19 protein-coding genes and 1 riboswitch are annotated in these 16,204 nt (G+C 34.1%); of the genes, 11 read left to right on the top strand and 8 right to left on the bottom strand.

Features of this window, described 5'->3' with window-relative positions; translation table 11 throughout:
* Positions 1 to 53 precede the first annotated feature (53 nt).
* A riboswitch (TPP riboswitch) is annotated at positions 54 to 150 on the top strand.
* 66 nt (positions 151 to 216) lie between these two features.
* The 9 genes from thiS to NU08_RS18110 all read left to right on the top strand — a co-directional run bounded on the left by thiS (position 217) and on the right by NU08_RS18110 (position 7,556).
* The gene (gene thiS / locus NU08_RS18150) at positions 217 to 423 is read left to right on the top strand and encodes a sulfur carrier protein ThiS (RefSeq protein WP_129748524.1); all 207 of its coding nucleotides are present in this window, start codon (positions 217 to 219) and stop codon (positions 421 to 423) included.
* A gap of 78 nt (positions 424 to 501) precedes the next feature.
* Positions 502 to 2,325, top strand: coding sequence for a phosphomethylpyrimidine synthase ThiC (thiC, locus tag NU08_RS18145; RefSeq protein WP_129748523.1), 1,824 nt, complete (start codon positions 502 to 504; stop codon positions 2,323 to 2,325).
* Between the two features lie 31 nt (positions 2,326 to 2,356).
* Positions 2,357 to 2,968: a thiamine phosphate synthase gene (locus NU08_RS18140; protein ID WP_129748522.1), complete on the top strand. Its 612-nt coding sequence runs from the start codon at positions 2,357 to 2,359 to the stop codon at positions 2,966 to 2,968.
* Complete coding sequence (locus NU08_RS18135) at positions 2,926 to 3,678, top strand: hydroxymethylpyrimidine/phosphomethylpyrimidine kinase (RefSeq protein WP_129748521.1); 753 nt, start codon at positions 2,926 to 2,928, stop codon at positions 3,676 to 3,678. The genes NU08_RS18140 and NU08_RS18135 overlap by 43 nt, the downstream gene beginning before the upstream one ends.
* Positions 3,671 to 4,309: a thiamine phosphate synthase gene (locus NU08_RS18130; protein ID WP_129748520.1), complete on the top strand. Its 639-nt coding sequence runs from the start codon at positions 3,671 to 3,673 to the stop codon at positions 4,307 to 4,309. Before NU08_RS18135 ends, NU08_RS18130 begins: the two co-directional genes overlap by 8 nt.
* Complete coding sequence (locus NU08_RS18125; RefSeq protein ID WP_129748519.1) at positions 4,290 to 5,066, top strand: thiazole synthase; 777 nt, start codon at positions 4,290 to 4,292, stop codon at positions 5,064 to 5,066. The genes NU08_RS18130 and NU08_RS18125 overlap by 20 nt, the downstream gene beginning before the upstream one ends.
* Before the next feature lie 137 nt (positions 5,067 to 5,203).
* The gene (locus tag NU08_RS18120) at positions 5,204 to 5,581 is read left to right on the top strand and encodes a GxxExxY protein (RefSeq protein ID WP_129748518.1); all 378 of its coding nucleotides are present in this window, start codon (positions 5,204 to 5,206) and stop codon (positions 5,579 to 5,581) included.
* 74 nt (positions 5,582 to 5,655) lie between these two features.
* Positions 5,656 to 6,768 carry a 2-iminoacetate synthase ThiH gene (gene thiH, locus NU08_RS18115; protein ID WP_129748517.1) on the top strand — a complete coding sequence of 371 codons (1,113 nt, stop codon included), beginning with the start codon at positions 5,656 to 5,658 and terminating at the stop codon, positions 6,766 to 6,768.
* A 77-nt stretch (positions 6,769 to 6,845) separates the two neighbouring features.
* Entirely contained in the window at positions 6,846 to 7,556 is a 711-nt protein-coding gene (locus tag NU08_RS18110; protein WP_129748516.1) for a HesA/MoeB/ThiF family protein, read from the top strand.
* On the opposite strand, the gene NU08_RS18105 is transcribed toward NU08_RS18110, so the two are convergent.
* From NU08_RS18105 to NU08_RS18090, 4 genes are all read right to left on the bottom strand, one after another.
* Positions 7,553 to 8,347: an MOSC domain-containing protein gene (locus tag NU08_RS18105; RefSeq protein WP_129748515.1), complete on the bottom strand. Its 795-nt coding sequence runs from the start codon at positions 8,345 to 8,347 to the stop codon at positions 7,553 to 7,555. The two genes, NU08_RS18110 and NU08_RS18105, sit on opposite strands and share 4 nt — an antisense overlap.
* 9 nt (positions 8,348 to 8,356) lie before the next feature.
* Positions 8,357 to 9,001, bottom strand: coding sequence for a leucyl/phenylalanyl-tRNA--protein transferase (gene aat, locus NU08_RS18100; RefSeq protein WP_129748514.1), 645 nt, complete (start codon positions 8,999 to 9,001; stop codon positions 8,357 to 8,359).
* 161 nt (positions 9,002 to 9,162) lie between these two features.
* Positions 9,163 to 9,534, bottom strand: coding sequence for a DUF3127 domain-containing protein (locus tag NU08_RS18095; protein WP_129748513.1), 372 nt, complete (start codon positions 9,532 to 9,534; stop codon positions 9,163 to 9,165).
* A 33-nt stretch (positions 9,535 to 9,567) separates the two neighbouring features.
* A complete protein-coding gene (locus NU08_RS18090; RefSeq protein WP_129748512.1) occupies positions 9,568 to 10,443 on the bottom strand; it encodes a flavin reductase family protein in 876 nt (291 codons plus the stop codon).
* A 160-nt stretch (positions 10,444 to 10,603) separates the two neighbouring features.
* Between NU08_RS18090 and NU08_RS18085 the strand changes: the two genes are divergently transcribed.
* Complete coding sequence (locus NU08_RS18085) at positions 10,604 to 11,755, top strand: sensor histidine kinase (RefSeq protein WP_129748511.1); 1,152 nt, start codon at positions 10,604 to 10,606, stop codon at positions 11,753 to 11,755.
* A gap of 52 nt (positions 11,756 to 11,807) precedes the next feature.
* Here NU08_RS18085 and NU08_RS18080 read toward each other — a convergent pair whose 3' ends face one another.
* Both NU08_RS18080 and greA read right to left on the bottom strand, forming a co-directional pair.
* Positions 11,808 to 12,197 carry an HIT family protein gene (locus NU08_RS18080; protein ID WP_129748510.1) on the bottom strand — a complete coding sequence of 130 codons (390 nt, stop codon included), beginning with the start codon at positions 12,195 to 12,197 and terminating at the stop codon, positions 11,808 to 11,810.
* Positions 12,198 to 12,252: 55 nt separating this feature from the next.
* On the bottom strand, positions 12,253 to 12,729 hold the full coding sequence (gene greA, locus NU08_RS18075; RefSeq protein ID WP_008466743.1) for a transcription elongation factor GreA: 477 nt from the start codon (positions 12,727 to 12,729) through the stop codon (positions 12,253 to 12,255).
* Positions 12,730 to 12,886: 157 nt separating this feature from the next.
* On the opposite strand from greA, the gene NU08_RS18070 reads away from it, so the two are divergent.
* A complete protein-coding gene (locus NU08_RS18070) occupies positions 12,887 to 13,303 on the top strand; it encodes a hypothetical protein (protein ID WP_129748509.1) in 417 nt (138 codons plus the stop codon).
* Between the two features lie 53 nt (positions 13,304 to 13,356).
* Here NU08_RS18070 and NU08_RS18065 read toward each other — a convergent pair whose 3' ends face one another.
* Together NU08_RS18065 and arfB are read right to left on the bottom strand one after the other, a co-directional pair.
* The gene (locus NU08_RS18065) at positions 13,357 to 15,516 is read right to left on the bottom strand and encodes a TonB-dependent receptor (protein WP_129748508.1); all 2,160 of its coding nucleotides are present in this window, start codon (positions 15,514 to 15,516) and stop codon (positions 13,357 to 13,359) included.
* Between the two features lie 283 nt (positions 15,517 to 15,799).
* The gene (gene arfB / locus NU08_RS18060) at positions 15,800 to 16,204 is read right to left on the bottom strand and encodes an alternative ribosome rescue aminoacyl-tRNA hydrolase ArfB (RefSeq protein ID WP_129748507.1); all 405 of its coding nucleotides are present in this window, start codon (positions 16,202 to 16,204) and stop codon (positions 15,800 to 15,802) included.

Below are 16,204 nucleotides of genomic sequence, written 5' to 3'. Positions count from 1 at the left end.
TGAACCTGAAACATGAAACCTGAAACTTTTAAACAAAAATTCATTACATTTGCTTCACACTTTAGGGGTGTCTGCATCACGCAGGCTGAGATTTTACCCTCTGAACCTGATCTAGTTCATACTAGCGTAGGGAAAAGTAAGATGACTTCTTGAACGCATTTCTATGCGTTATTGCAGCCATTCCTAACGTGTATCTATACACTAAACTTAAAAGGAATGGAACTAAAAATCAATCAACAAACTAAAAAATTCAATGCTGAATCGCTAAGCGTTCAATCATTGCTCGATCTCGAAATTCCGCACAAACAAAACGGAATTGCCGTTGCTGTTAACAATACTGTTGTTCCAAAAACCAATTGGAACGAATTCCTCGTACAAGAAACCGACGAAATTTTGATTATTTCTGCTACGCAGGGTGGTTAAATTCCAATTTGCCAACCTTACGTAGACGCATTGAAATGCGTCTCTACAGTAAACCTGAAACCTGAAACAAAAAACACTATGACTAAAGAAGAACAAATATCCAGAACCCCATTTCCCAATTCTAAAAAGGTTTATATCGACGGAGAAATTCATCCGATAAAAGTCGCTATGCGAGAAATTGCTTTGAGCGATACTAAACTTTCCAACGGCGGCATTGAAAAAAATCCTCCTGTAACAGTTTACGACACTTCTGGGCCTTACACTGATCCAAATATTGAAATCAATATTCGAAAAGGATTACCACGCTTACGCGAAAGTTGGATTCTTGATCGAAATGATGTTGAAATTTTAGATGAAATCACTTCAGATTATGGTCAAAGTCGATTAAAAGATGAAACACTAAATCATCTTCGTTTTGAATATTTGCATCAGCCAAAACGTGCCAAAAAAGGCGCTAACGTAACACAATTGTATTACGCCAAACAAGGAATTATCACGCCAGAAATGGAATATATCGCGATTCGTGAAAACCAGCGAATCGAGCTTTTAAACGAACAAACCAAAGCAATGCAATGCCAGCATGGCGGACAAAGTTTTGGCGCAAATACTCCAAAAAGCAAAATCACTCCAGAATTCGTTCGATCAGAAGTGGCCTGCGGAAGAGCTATTATTCCAAACAACATCAATCATCCAGAAAGTGAACCGATGATTGTGGGTCGTAATTTCTTGGTAAAAATCAATGCCAATATTGGAAACAGCGCTGTGACTTCAAGCATTGAAGAAGAAGTCGAAAAAGCCGTTTGGGCTTGTCGCTGGGGCGCTGACACCATTATGGATTTATCTACAGGAAAAAATATTCACGAAACCAGAGAATGGATTATTAGAAATTCTCCTGTTCCAATCGGGACTGTTCCGATTTATCAGGCTCTTGAAAAAGTAAAAGGAATTGCAGAAGATTTGACTTGGGAAATTTTCCGTGATACGCTAATCGAGCAGGCAGAACAAGGGGTTTCGTATTTTACAATTCACGCCGGAGTTTTGCTTCGTTACATTCATTTAACCGCAAATCGTGTTACTGGAATTGTTTCGCGCGGTGGATCAATTATGGCAAAATGGTGCTTATTTCATCATAAAGAAAACTTCTTATATACACATTTTGAGGAAATTTGCGAAATCATGAAACAATATGATGTGGCTTTTTCTCTTGGAGATGGTTTACGTCCGGGATCGATCGCAGATGCTAATGATGCTGCACAATTTGCAGAATTGGAAACTTTAGGTGAATTGACAAAAATTGCTTGGAAACATGATGTGCAAGTTTTCATAGAAGGTCCAGGGCACGTACCAATGCACATGATTAAAGAAAACATGGACAAACAGTTAGAACATTGTCACGAAGCGCCATTTTATACTTTAGGGCCTTTGACAACAGATATTGCACCAGGCTACGACCATATCACTTCTGCAATTGGAGCGGCCATGATTGGCTGGTACGGTTGCGCAATGCTATGTTATGTAACTCCAAAAGAACATTTGGGTTTGCCAAACAAAAAAGACGTAAAAGACGGCGTAATCACGTATAAAATTTCGGCTCATGCTGCCGACTTAGCAAAAGGTCATCCGGGAGCGCAATATCGTGATAATGCATTGAGTAAAGCACGTTTTGAATTCCGTTGGGAAGATCAGTTTAATTTGGCCTTAGACCCAGATACCGCAAGAGAATTTCATGATGAAATACTTCCAGCTGATGGTGCAAAAGTGGCACATTTCTGTTCGATGTGCGGGCCAAAATTCTGCTCTATGAAAATATCACAAGAAATTAGAGATGTCGCTGCAGCAGAAAAAGGAATGCAGGAGAAATCAGAGGAATTTATTGAGCAAGGGAAAGAGATTTATATTTAAGTAAAAAGACAAAAGAATCAAAAAGAAAGATATGATTGTGATTACAAATCCTTTTTTTATTGAAGATGAAATTGAAATGCTGAATTCTCTATTAGAAGAAGGATTGTCTTTGCTTCATATTCGGAAACCTAATTTTTCCGAGTTGGAAATGGCTCAATTTATTAACCAGATAAAACTAGAATTTCGAAATAAACTGGTTTTACATAATCATCATCATTTAGCAGAAGATTTTGGCATTGACCGATTTCATTTTTCTGAGAAAGAAAGAAAACAGAATTCAGCCTTTCCTGCAAGGTTTTCAAAACCTTGTAGATCTAAATCAACGTCAACACATTCAATTGAAGATTTTAACTCATTAGAAAATGATTTTGATTATGCATTCTTAAGTCCAGTTTTTAAAAGCATTTCAAAAGAAAATTATCATCCAAAAATTGATCTTTTTGAAGCATTAAAATTGCGAAAAAATCACAAAACTAAAGTTATTGCTTTAGGCGGAATTGATTCTCAAAACATACACAAGACTCTTAAAAATGGTTTTGATGATATCGCTCTTTTAGGAAGTATTTGGAACCATGAAAATCCTGTAAAACAATTTAAATTATGTCAGAAAATCGTCCTTTCGTACTCACAATCGCAGGTTTAGATCCGTCTGGAGGCGCTGGGATTTTGGCTGATATCAAAACATTTGAACAGCATAAAGTCAGCGGTTTTGCCGTTGTGACTGCTAACACCATTCAAACAGAAAATGAGTTTTATAAAATAGAATGGATTAATATCAATTTTGTTATCAGATCTATTGAAGTCTTGTTTCAAAACTATAAAATCAGCGCTGTCAAAATCGGAATTGTACCTTCTCTGTCTTATTTAAATCGCATTCTTTCGAGCATAAAACTAGTTTCACCAGGCACAAAAATTGTCTGGGATCCAGTTTTAAAATCGACAACAGAATTCGATTTTTTAAATATCGAAGATCATTCGAACTTACACCAAGTACTATCCAAAATAGATTTGATTACCCCCAATTACATCGAAATTGAACAATTGCTTCCTGGTTTTATAAAAGATAATCTTTGGATTGAAAATGAAATTTCGACTGCAATTCTGCTCAAAGGCGGACATAATTTAAACCAAGTCGGAAAAGATCAATTGTTTTTAAAAAATAAGATTATCGATTTATTTCCAACAGAAAAAAAATGTTCTGAAAAACATGGCTCTGGCTGTGTACTTTCTTCTGCAATCGCTTCAAATTTAGCACTAAATCAAACTATGGAAACTGCTTGCATAAATGCTAAAATCTATATCGAAAATTACCTGAGTTCAACACCAACTTTAATCGGATATCACCATGTATAGCAAACTTCAATATATCTCACAGGGCGAAACCATCGAAAAACAATTGCACAATATTCATCAGGCGCTCGACTCAGGCTGTAATTGGGTGCAAATGCGCTTTAAAAACCAGACACCAAAAGACGCTTTTACTTTAGCAGAAGCGGTAAAACCTTTATGTGAAAAGTACACAGCCAATTTTATTGTAAACGACGATTTGCAACTTACTAAAGAAATAGATGCTGACGGCATTCATCTAGGTCTAACCGATACTAAAATCGACGAAGCTAGAGCTTTTTTAGGCGCTTCAAAAGTAATCGGAGGAACTGCTAATACTTTTGAAGACATTCAAAATCACGTTAAAAATGGATGCAATTATATCGGATTAGGCCCTTTTCGCTTTACTGCCACAAAAGAAAAATTAAGTCCGATTTTAGGATTATCGGGCTATTTTGACATACTTCAAAAACTGAAAAAAAATAAAATCGAAATTCCAGTTTATGCTATAGGAGGCATCACTTTAAGAGATGTAAGTCCGTTAATGGAAACTGGAATTTTCGGAATTGCCGTTTCTGGAATCATTACCGAAAGTGATGAAAAGGAAAAATTAATTCAACAATTAAAAGAAAAATTATATGCAAACATCATTGTTTAATATAGGAGACAAAACCTTTAATTCCCGTTTGTTTCTTGGAACAGGAAAGTTTGGTTCAAATGAAGAAATGGAAAGCGCCATTTTAGCTTCAGAAAGCGAATTGGTTACTGTTGCACTAAAACGCATTGATCTGGAAACCGATACTGACGCCATTTTATCGCATTTAAAACACCCTAATATCAATTTATTACCCAACACTTCTGGAGCGCGAAATGCTAAAGAAGCTGTTTTTGCCGCTCAATTGGCACGAGAAGCTCTTGAAACCAATTGGGTAAAACTAGAAATTCACCCAGATCCAAAGTATTTAATGCCAGATCCGATGGAGACTTTAAAAGCAACTGAAGAATTGGCGAAATTAGGTTTCATCGTTCTTCCCTACATTCATGCTGATCCTGTTTTGTGCAAACATTTAGAAAGTGCAGGAACTTCTGCAGTAATGCCTTTGGGTTCACCAATTGGAAGTAATAAAGGTTTAAAAACGATTGATTTCCTTGAAATTATAATTGAGCAAAGTACGGTTCCCGTTATTGTCGATGCTGGAATTGGAGCTCCTTCTGATGCCGCAAAAGCGATGGAAATTGGTGCCGATGCTGTTTTGGTAAACACGGCAATTGCTGTAGCAGGAAATCCGAAATTAATGGCTGAGGCTTTTAGAGAAACGGTTATTGCAGGAAGAAAGGCTTTTGAAGCGAAAGTCGCCAATCAACAAAATTATGCTTCAGCTTCTAGTCCTTTGACTTCTTTTCTTTATGAGTAATTTTTGGTTTCACGCAGATTTCTGCAGATTGAAGCAGATTTAATTTGATTTTTTTATTGCTCAAATCTGCATAAAACCAACCTTTTAAAAAGAAAGAAAATTCTTAATTTTATTCCTTTGATAAAATTTGGAGAATTATGACTGAGAATGAAATTTCGTATCTGATAAGAGGAGCAATTTTTAAAGTGTATAACAATTTAGGACCAGGTTTGTTTGAATCTGTTTATGAGAGTGCTTTGTTTTATGAATTAGAAAAGCTGGATTTAAAGATTCAAAAACAAGTTGAAGTTATAATTCCATATGAAGAAATAACGTTAGATCCAGCTTTTAGAATTGATATTTTAGTAGAAGACAAAGTAATTATAGAATTAAAATCTGTAGAGGATTTAGCCCTTATTCATTACAAACAAGTAGCAACATACTTAAGATTAACAAATAAAAAATTAGGCTTGTTAGTAAATTTCAATACGACAAACATTCTTAATGACATTAAAAGAATTGCAAATAAAATCTAATCAATCACACAGATCAAAAATTAAATCATTTTAATCAGCTTAAATCTGTAAAATCTGCGTGAAACCAAAACAAAATGAAAACATTCAAATCCATTTTCGAGCAATACAATTGGGATGAAATCCAGACCAGAATATATAAAACCACATCAAAAGATGTCGAACGTACTTTGGCTAAAACCAAATACAATCTTGACGATTTTTTGATTTTGATTTCTCCAATCGCTCAGAATTATTTAGAACAAATGGCACAGAAATGCCATGAAATTACTAAGAAACGTTTCGGAAAAACCATCCAAATGTACGCTCCATTATATCTCAGCAACGAATGCCAAAATATCTGCACCTATTGCGGATTTAGTTTAGACAATAAAATCAAAAGAAAAACATTGACTGACGCAGAAATAAAACTAGAAGTTGAAGTATTAAAAAGCGCTGGTTTTGATCACGTTTTATTGGTTACAGGCGAAGCCAATTACACCGTAAACATTAATTATTTTCTAAACGCGATTAATTTGATTAAAAACGATTTTTCGATTATTTCTGTTGAAGTTCAGCCACTTTCAACCGAAGATTATCAGCGTTTGCATGAGGCTGGAGTTTATTCCGTTTTGGTTTATCAGGAAACGTATCATCAGGAAGTTTACAAAAAGTATCATACCAAAGGCAAAAAATCAAATTTTGATTATCGATTGGAAACTCCTGACAGAATTGGAACTGCTGGAATTCATAAAATTGGTTTGGGAGTTTTATTAGGCTTAGAAGATTGGCGAACCGATAGCTTTTTCAGTGCTTTACATTTAGATTATTTGCAGAAGAAATATTGGCAGACAAAATATTCGGTTTCCTTTCCTCGCCTGCGTCCAGCAGAAGGAATTATCGAACCCAATTTTATTATGGACGATAAAGATTTGACGCAATTAATCTGCGCTTACAGATTGTGGAATGAAGATTTAGAAATTTCGATTTCAACTCGTGAAAATGAAAAATTCAGAAACCATATTATCCCAATTGGAGTAACGAGTATGAGTGCTGGTTCTAAGACAAATCCCGGCGGTTATGTTGTTGATCCGCAATCATTGGAGCAATTCGAAATCAGCGATGAACGTACGGCAGAAGAAATTTCAAAAATCATAAAAAATGCAGGCTATGAACCTGTTTGGAAAGACTGGGACAAAGCTTATAGTTGAAATGTTTCAAGTTTCAAGTTTCAAGTTTAAGGTTTCAAGACTTAACATTTTACAATTCACAATTCACAATTAAAAAAATGAGCATTATACAAGAATTTCTGCGTTATAACAGACAGACCATTCTTCCTGAAATTGGCGATGAAGGCCAGGAAAAATTAAAAAAAGCAAAAGTTTTAGTAATTGGAGCTGGCGGTTTAGGTTGTCCAATTTTACAATATATCGCAACGGCTGGAGTTGGTTTTATCGGAATTATGGACTTTGATACGATTGAAATTCACAATCTTCACAGACAGATTTTATACACTGAAAATAAAATTGGTCAGCAAAAAGCTATTGTGGCAAAAAAAGTGGTTTCTAAACTAAATCCGTTAATTGAAACTGTTGCGATTAATGAAAAATTAACCACTGCAAATGCATCAAAAATCATTCAGCAATATGATCTTGTCGTGGATGGTTCTGATAATTTTTCTACTCGTTATTTGGTGAATGATACTTGCGTTGAATTGAAAAAGCCTCTGGTTTATGGAAGCATTTTAAAATTTGAAGGACAAATTGCCGTTTTCAATCATAACGGAAGTAAAAACCTTCGCGATTTGTTTCCAGAAATGCCAAATCCAAAGGATGTTCCGAATTGTAATTTGAACGGAGTTCTAGGGACTTTACCTGGAATCATTGGAAATATGATGGCACATGAAACATTAAAATTGATTCTCGAATTACCAACTTTAAATAATGAATTAATAATCTTTAATACTTTGAATTGGAACTTTACAAAGTTGAATTTCTAAAAAACAACCTCATCACCAACGCTAATAATACCAGAATTTAGACTCACAATATTGGTTCCGAATAAAACCGAATTGTCTACATTTCTGTATTTACTTAACGTTTTTAGAGGTTCTTTTTTTAAACGCCCATTTTCCGGATCATTGTTCACCATAACACATCTTCCGCAGGGTTTTATATTTTTAAATTGAACTTCTCCTATTGTAAAGGTCTTAAAATCGTCTTCTTCATGAGGATTTTCAGTGCTTACTACAAGGTTTGGACGAAATCTTTTTATGGTAATTTTTTCATCCAATTTGTCATTCAAAAAATCAAAGCTTTTGGTTCCAATTAATAAATATGGATAACCGTCTGCTAAACTTACATTGAATGTTTCTTTCAATCTGGAGCTTTCGTGTTTACGAGCTCCATTTTTTAGTATTTTGACCAATTTACATTCAAATCCCAAATGTTTACTAAACCATTTTGAAGTTTCTTGGTTTACCTCAACAACTTCGCTCTTATCATCCCAAACATTTACTTTAATTGTATTTTCTAAAGACTCATCAATAGAAAATTCATGTTTTTGGTCTTGAAAAGTAATACCAATTTTTCCATCTAAAATCTGTGGATAAAATTGACTCATGATTCGATGTTCTCTTTGCGTAAGCATTTGATTTTCTGCATCGATCAGCATCCAACGGCGATCGTTTTCAAATCCCATTTCTTCCGCTTTTGCAGACTTCAAACTGATTCCCGCCAAACTTTTTATCGGATAAATATAAATTTCTTTTATGCTGTAAATTGCGCTCATTTCCTATTTCTATTTACTTTTTAAAATGGACATAAACTCTTCACGATCAATTTCGCGGCAGCCTAAACTCTCCAAATGGGGATTATAAACCTGACAATCTAATAACTTGTAATTTTCTTTCTTCAAATATAAAGCTAAAGCAATAAAAGCCGTTTTTGAAGCATTTGAAACTTTAGAAAACATACTTTCTCCGCAAAAAATTTTTCTCTTTCCCAAATCAATTCCGTAGAGACCACCAACCAAAACATCATCTTGCCATACCTCAACCGATTTTGCCACTCCTTCTTCATTCAATTTGCAGTAGGCTTCAATCATTTCATCCGAAATCCAAGTTCCATCCTGTCCTTCTCTTTTTATCTGCTGACAGTTTAAAATTACTTCTTTGAAATTTTTATTATAAGTAACCTTAAATATTTTCTTATTGAGAATTTTTCGCATGCTTTTAGAAATCGCCAATTCATCAAAAAACAATACCATTCGCGGATCTGGCGCCCACCAAAGAATTGGTTCTCCTTCATTAAACCACGGAAAAATACCGCTTTTGTAAGCCAATAGTAAACGCTCTGGACTTAGATCGCCTCCTATTGCTAAAATTCCTTCTTCATCAGCTTCTGTAACTGGCGGAAAATATAAATCGTTGAATAAATAGTACATTTTTAAAAATAATCATTTTTAAATTCCAATACTGAAATTCCAAATTCCAAACTATATGTAAGTTTTAGTTTTAAACAAAAGAAATCAAAAACAAAATTCCAAATTCCAAATTCACGAGAATGAATTGGAATTTGGAATTTAGTAAATTGAATTTTAAACTCTTAGAACGGTAAATCGTCTGGTTCGTCTTCGTTTACGTTTGTAGCTGGAGCAAAAGTTTCTGCTGTTGGCATTGGCGGTGCTTGTGTAGGAGCATCAGCACTCATTCTTTCGATTCTCCAACCTTGAATACTATTGAAATATCTAGTTTCTCCTTGCGGATTAACCCATTCTCTTCCTCTTAAATTGATAGAAACTTTTACTGCATCTCCTTGTTTATAGCTACTCAATAAATCGCATTTATCTTGTGTAAATTCGATTAAAATATGTTGTGGATACTGTTCCTCAGTAGTAACAACTAACTCTCTTTTTTTGAATGAGGCACTAACTTGCTGCTCTGGGTTAACCACTTTTACTTTTCCTGTAACTTCCATCTTCGTCTATATTAATTATTGTTTCTATTTCTTTTATTTTTTAGCTAAAAGCACTTTCCACGCCGATTCTACATCGCCATTATCCAAGTATTTTTTGGCTTCTAAGTGTACTTTTTTCTGGTCGTCTGAGCTTAAAACTCCTTTGACTGCGAAATTTTCTTTCACAAATATACTAACTTCTTCTTTTGTAGGCAAGGCTTCAATATTTCCTAATTTGCCTAAATCATTCCCATCAAAAACAGCGCTTTCTTTTACAAAATCTGGTATCGCATCTACGCCTACTCCCAATGTTGTCAAGGGTTTTGCGACTTCAAAAAGTCCTTGATTAGATCTTGAGTACCAATTATTTCCAAGTCTTGAAACCAAATCAATTTTATGCTGATCGATTGCTCCATTTTCATCTAAAATAGACTCGTGAATATGGATTTTTACCACTTCACATAAAATCAGATTTCCTGCTCCTCCTTCTGTTCCTAACGGAATAATCTGGGTAATCTTGCATTCAAATTGAACTGGAGATTCTTTTACGCGATATGGTTTTACCAAATCTGAAGGAATTTGAGTTAATCCCGCTTTGATAAATTCGTTTACACCGTCTGCATATTCTGTACTTGCCAATGATGTTTGCTGCACAATATCATAATTAACAACATTTATTACTACTTCGCGAGTCGCTTCGGCATTAATCAAAGTATGTTTAATTGTATTATCACGAACGCGTCTTGATGGAGAAAAAACCAAAATCGGCGGATTGGCACTAAACACGTTAAAGAAACTAAATGGAGATAAATTAGGAATCCCTTTTTCGTTAATTGTGCTTGCAAAAGCAATAGGTCTCGGTCCGATTGAACTCTGCAGATAGCCTTGCAATTTGGCCGTTGGAATCTCTTTTGGGTTAACGCTGATCATACTTTAAAATTTACACAGAATCTCATTTTAGCAACTACAAAAGTATTGAAATGGTTTAATTAGAAGAAATAGTTTTAGAGATAAAATCGAAAAATCTTTCAGCACCGGCAAAATATAAAATGTATATATTTCGTTATATTTATACCTCAAAAAAACTGATATGTCTTTTTCTGAAAGAACAAATACAACCCGCTGGATTATTATTTCTGTTTGTTTTATAATCATTTCTCTAATTCTTTGGAACACATATACTTTCTTCCAAATTTTTAAAAATGAGGAACGTTTGAAAATGAACCTTTTTGTGAAGGCGCAAATTACTATAGTCAACGCCGACGAAAATACCGATGTAGAACTTCCGCTTCAGATTTTCAACAATAACACTTCTATTCCTGGAATAATAATGCTTTATGATAACGTGGTAAGTGCGGTAAATGTTCCTGACGAAATTCTTAATGACAAGAAAAAAAGAACTGCTTTCTTAAATAAGCTGAAAAATGAAAACGAGCCTATCACTTTTGAATATGCTCCAGGAAAATATCAGACGCTATATTACGGAAACTCTTCATTACTGAATAAACTAAAATATTATCCGATTGCCCTGCTTCTAATTATATTCTTGTGTATTGCTTTAATTTATAACTTCTACAAAAGCACTAAAATGGCAACCCAAAATAAACTTTGGGCGGGGATGGCAAAAGAAACGGCACATCAAATTGGAACCCCTCTTTCTTCATTAATTGGCTGGGTAGAAATATTAAAAACCGAAAATATTGATTCATCGATTAGTACTGAAATCGAAAAAGATATTGAACGTTTGCAGACCATTACTGATCGTTTTTCTAAAATTGGTTCTATTCCTGTTTTAGAACTTCATGATATTGTAGAAGAAACCCGAACGGCTTATGAGTATTTACAATCTCGTTTTTCTAAACAAGTTGCCTTTTCGTTTCATGCTCCAGATTCTCCTATTTTAGGAATGATAAACCCTACTTTGCATAGCTGGACGATTGAAAACTTAGTTAAAAATGCTATTGATGCCATGAAAGGAAAAGGGACTCTTGATCTTCAAATTGAACAAGACGCACATCAGGTAAAAATCAATATTAAAGATTCTGGAACTGGAATTCCTAAAAAACAGTTTAAAACTATTTTTGAAACTGGATATACCACAAAAAAACGCGGCTGGGGACTTGGACTTTCTTTAACGAAAAGAATTGTTGAGGAATATCACAATGGAAAAATTAAAGTCCTTCATTCTGAAATCGGGAAAGGAACTACTTTTCAGATTGCTTTAAATAAAAAAGTGCAGTAACATAACTAGACTGCACTTTATATTATTTTCAGGTTGAGCGAAGTCGAAATCCTTACAAATTCGATTGAATATCTTTTGCTAAAGCTTCAAACTCTTCTTTTGAAAGTGAAACTTTATCAATAAAACGCATTTCATCCATATGATTTAGCGGAATCAAATGTACGTGTGCATGAGGCACTTCAAGTCCAACAACTGCTATTCCGATTCTTTTGCATGGAACTGTTTTTTCTAAAGCTGCTGCAACTTTTTTAGAAAACTTCATTAAACCTAAATACAGTTCTTCATCCATATCAAAAATCTTATCGATTTCTTGTTTCGGAATACAAAGTGTGTGTCCTTTAGCATTTGGATTTACATCTAAAAATGCTAAGTAGTTTTCGTCTTCTGCAATTTTGTAAGCTGGAATTTCTCCGTTTACTATTTTAGTGAATATTGATGCCATGGTTTATTTGTGTAATCGGTTAAACGAATAAACGATTAACCAGTTAAACTAATATTTAGTCTCTTGTAATTTCTAGAATCTCAAATTTCAAAACTCCGTTTGGAACTGTGATTTCAGCTACTTCTCCAACAGATTTTCCTAGCAATCCTTTACCAATAGGAGATGTTACAGAGATTTTACCTGTTTTTAAATCAGCTTCGCTTTCTGCTACAAGCGTATATTTCATTTCCATTCCGTTGCTTTGGTTTTTGATTTTCACATTTGATAAAACCAAAACTTTAGAAACATCTAATTGCGATTCGTCAATTAATCTTGCATTTGCATATACTTCTTCAAGTTTAGCAATTCTCATTTCTAATAAACCTTGCGCTTCTTTTGCCGCATCATACTCTGCATTTTCAGACAAATCTCCTTTATCTCTTGCATCTGCAATATCTTGAGATGCCTTTGGACGCATTACACTCTTTAAATGCTCCAATTCATCTTTTAATTTTTTTAATCCTTCAGCTGTATAATAAGATACTTTACTCATAACTTCATCGTTTATATAAATACAAAAAATCCCATCGCGACGGGATTTTCTTACCACAAATATACTATAATTTTTAATAGTACATAATTATATGTTAATCATATAGATTTCAAATCTAAATAAATTATTTTTGTTTTAACTAATTCTTATTCAAATAATGAAAAAAATCTGGTTCTTTATCGCATTTACCGCAGTTTTATTTGCTTGCAGTGACAATAATCGAAGCAATAATAATCCGTACATCCCAAACTATTCGATAAATGCTTATCTCGACACAAATCTTCCGACTTATAGCAAATTACTGCATGTAAGCAACCCTGTTTATGTTGCCAATTATGGTGCAAAAGGAATTATTGTCATGAAAACCGGTGAAGGAACTTATACGGCTTTTGATGCTGCATGCCCAAATCAGGCCTTAACTTCTTGTACAGCAATGACAATCGATGGAATTTATGCTGTTTGCTCTTGCGATAAAACTCAATACAACTTATTTACAGGACTTGGCGGAAAAGAATATCCAATGAAACAATATCGCGTCGAATCTTCTGGAACAGTTGTTCATGTATATAATTAAAAACAGAAAAGCCTGAAATAGTTTTCAGGCTTTTTTTTTGTGTCTTGATTTAATTAGAATTTCAAATTCAAACCAATTAAGAAATTTGTTCCTGCTTGCGGATAATAGTACGGATAAACATCCCACATTGCACCATTTGAAACATATTTTTTATCAAAAATATTATTTACCAAAGCTGTAATCGTTATAGATTGGAAAATCGTTTTTGGTTTTATTTCGTAAGATGCATTAAAATCGTTTACAAAGTAATCTGCCAATTTTGCTGCTGGAAGTTCAATATTGTTCATGTATTGTTCTCCTACATATTTTTGCAATAATGAAAGATACAATCTCTCCATAGGTTTATATACAATAACGTTTCCTGCAATTACTTCTGGAGAATAGGCAATTTTTGTTGTCCCGTAATATTCGCCATCAACAGCTAAATCAACATTTTTGTTGCTGCTTAAAGTAAAGTTTGGTCTTAAAGTGAATTTCTCAGAAAGTGCAATAGTCGCATCAAATTCAAAACCTAAACGGTAACTCTTCTCTGTATTAGCACGAATTGGGTTTCCAACATCATCTAATCTTCCAGTTAAAATCAATTGGTCTTTGTATCCCATGTAATATACATTTGAGTTCAGCTGGAATTTCTCAGAGTTGAATCTCCATCCTAATTCAAAATCATTCAATTTTTCTGGTTTTACATTTCCACCTTCGTAGTCTGTTCTATTTGGTTCACGATTTGCTCTTGCGTAAGAGAAATACAAAGTGTTTTTTTCGTTGAAAGCATAATTCAAACCAGCTTTTGGATTGAAGAAATTGAAAGTATCATCTACCAAACCTGTTTCAGCGCTATTGGCTTTGTAACGAACTCTTCTATATTGCAAATCCCCATAGAAACTTAATTTTTCAGTGAATTGATAATTGGCTTTCGCGAAAATATTACCGTCTGTTTTTGTTGAATAATCATCATAATAATGATCTCCTAATTCTGATTGTGAAGCGTATCTCGCCCAGATTACTTTTCCGAAATGATCGCCTTCATATTTATTCCAACCCCCTCCTAAAATAACATTTAGTTTTTCAGTCACATATTTAGCAGAAAAAGTAGTTCCGTAGAAATCATTATCTAACCATTTTTGACGAATTAGATCAGTTTCTGTAACTGTCCCAACTGGATTTAAACCATATTCGGCCATATCAGAATCTTCTTTATAGTTTTCGTAGTATCCTTTTCCTTTAGTATAATGAAGCGCAAAGTTTGTACTCCATTTATCAGAAATGGATTCACTCCAATGCAATTGATAATGATCTTGGTTGTAATTATCCGTCTCATTATCATAGAAACGTACATTTCCTGCTTCATCTGTGTACATTCCTGCCGAATTGAAAGTGCGGTTTTCATTTAAAGTTTCTCCATCAATTCCATTCCAAGATTGATACGTCTTTTGAGTTCCTCCAAAAACCAACGCTTTAATTAAAGTTGTTTTGCCTACGTAAGTTCCCTGCAAGAAATATGATTTTAAATCTGCACTTCCTCGGTCAATATATCCGTGTGTTTTTATTGTAGATAAACGCCCAGCAATTTCAAAATGATCATTTAATAAACCTGTACTAAACTTTACCGTATTTTTAAATGTATTGAATGATCCTGCAGAACTTGAAATTTCACCTGTCGCTTTTCTAGCATAACTATCCGTTAGCATATTTAAGCTTGCGCCAAAAGCACCCGCGCCATTTGTAGATGTTCCAACTCCGCGTTGCAATTGAAGGCTTTCTACAGAAGAAGCAAAATCGGGCATATTTACCCAAAATGTTCCTTGACTTTCCGCATCGTTATACGGAATTCCGTTTATGGTTACGTTTACACGTGTAGCATCGCTTCCACGCACTCTGATCCCTGTATAACCAACACCATTACCTGCATCCGAAGTTGTTACAACTGAAGGAAGATAGTTCATGAGAACCGGAATGTCCTGACCTAAATTTCTATATTTAATTTCCTTTTTATCCATATTGCTAAAACTAACTGGAGTTTTAGTAGTAACACGAACCGCAGAAACTAAAACATCATCAAGCTGATTCACTTTTGTAGAATCCTGCTGCTGAGCAAAAGAGAAAAGAGAAAAGAAGATAGATGAAAGAAATAAAATAGACTTGGTTCTGCTCATTTTTCGAACCTTAGAACCTTTGAAACTTAGTACCTCAGTACCTAAAAAAATAGTTTTCATTCGTAAAGAATTACGAATAAAAGGGGGAATTATTCTTTGTTAAATTAATAAATGTGTTTCACGACAAAATAAAGTGTGCACGCTCGATAATGTCGTTTTTTTCCCTTAGCAACATTACTCGCTCAGGTTCTTTGGGTATGATCTCAGCTCGTTATTTGGAGCACCCCTTTGAGACAGTGCAAATTTAGTGTTAAAATATTTAAAACTCCAAAAAAGAAATTCCAAATTCCAAAAACTTACTTTTAATTAGTTTAATGGAATTTGGAACTTTAAAAATTGATATTTAATCAAAGCTAGGTTTTCTCCTTGATTTCTTCAAGTCAGAAACATTCTTTTTGTCTTTGATTCGTTTCTTAATTACAGCTTTTGGGACTTTAGTTGCCTTTCTAACTTTCGGAACATAAAGTCCTTTTTTGATAATTTCCAGAAATCGTTTGGTTACAATTTCTTTATTTTTAAGCTGACTTCGGTCTTCGTCACAATTTAAAATTAAGATATTTTCAGAAGTCAATCTTGCTGAAATATTTTCTTTCAATAATAATTTTTCGTCTTCAGACAAAGCTTGAGAAGCATTTAAATCAAAAGTCAGAACTACTTTAGACGAAACTTTATTCACGTTTTGCCCTCCAGAACCGCTGCTTCGAACGGCTTTAAAGTTTAATTCTGCTATGATTTTGTCTGAATCCAT

The organism is Flavobacterium anhuiense (genome assembly GCF_004151235.1).
Lineage (GTDB): Bacteria > Bacteroidota > Bacteroidia > Flavobacteriales > Flavobacteriaceae > Flavobacterium > Flavobacterium anhuiense_A.
Note: the sequence above shows the minus strand (reverse complement) of the source record. Positions and strands in the feature narration are given on the sequence as shown.

Bases quoted from the DNA above. Each gene is read 5' to 3' on its own strand.
- thiS (WP_129748524.1), top strand. From the start codon at position 217: ATGGAACTAAAAATCAATCAACAAACTAAAAAATTCAATGCTGAATCG.
- thiC (WP_129748523.1), top strand. From the start codon at position 502: ATGACTAAAGAAGAACAAATATCCAGAACCCCATTTCCCAATTCTAAA.
- NU08_RS18140 (WP_129748522.1), top strand. From the start codon at position 2,357: ATGATTGTGATTACAAATCCTTTTTTTATTGAAGATGAAATTGAAATG.
- NU08_RS18135 (WP_129748521.1), top strand. From the start codon at position 2,926: ATGTCAGAAAATCGTCCTTTCGTACTCACAATCGCAGGTTTAGATCCG.
- NU08_RS18130 (WP_129748520.1), top strand. From the start codon at position 3,671: ATGTATAGCAAACTTCAATATATCTCACAGGGCGAAACCATCGAAAAA.
- NU08_RS18125 (WP_129748519.1), top strand. From the start codon at position 4,290: ATGCAAACATCATTGTTTAATATAGGAGACAAAACCTTTAATTCCCGT.
- NU08_RS18120 (WP_129748518.1), top strand. From the start codon at position 5,204: ATGACTGAGAATGAAATTTCGTATCTGATAAGAGGAGCAATTTTTAAA.
- thiH (WP_129748517.1), top strand. From the start codon at position 5,656: ATGAAAACATTCAAATCCATTTTCGAGCAATACAATTGGGATGAAATC.
- NU08_RS18110 (WP_129748516.1), top strand. From the start codon at position 6,846: ATGAGCATTATACAAGAATTTCTGCGTTATAACAGACAGACCATTCTT.
- NU08_RS18105 (WP_129748515.1), bottom strand. From the start codon at position 8,347: ATGAGCGCAATTTACAGCATAAAAGAAATTTATATTTATCCGATAAAA.
- aat (WP_129748514.1), bottom strand. From the start codon at position 9,001: ATGTACTATTTATTCAACGATTTATATTTTCCGCCAGTTACAGAAGCT.
- NU08_RS18095 (WP_129748513.1), bottom strand. From the start codon at position 9,534: ATGGAAGTTACAGGAAAAGTAAAAGTGGTTAACCCAGAGCAGCAAGTT.
- NU08_RS18090 (WP_129748512.1), bottom strand. From the start codon at position 10,443: ATGATCAGCGTTAACCCAAAAGAGATTCCAACGGCCAAATTGCAAGGC.
- NU08_RS18085 (WP_129748511.1), top strand. From the start codon at position 10,604: ATGTCTTTTTCTGAAAGAACAAATACAACCCGCTGGATTATTATTTCT.
- NU08_RS18080 (WP_129748510.1), bottom strand. From the start codon at position 12,197: ATGGCATCAATATTCACTAAAATAGTAAACGGAGAAATTCCAGCTTAC.
- greA (WP_008466743.1), bottom strand. From the start codon at position 12,729: ATGAGTAAAGTATCTTATTATACAGCTGAAGGATTAAAAAAATTAAAA.
- NU08_RS18070 (WP_129748509.1), top strand. From the start codon at position 12,887: ATGAAAAAAATCTGGTTCTTTATCGCATTTACCGCAGTTTTATTTGCT.
- NU08_RS18065 (WP_129748508.1), bottom strand. From the start codon at position 15,516: ATGAAAACTATTTTTTTAGGTACTGAGGTACTAAGTTTCAAAGGTTCT.
- arfB (WP_129748507.1), bottom strand. From the start codon at position 16,204: ATGGATTCAGACAAAATCATAGCAGAATTAAACTTTAAAGCCGTTCGA.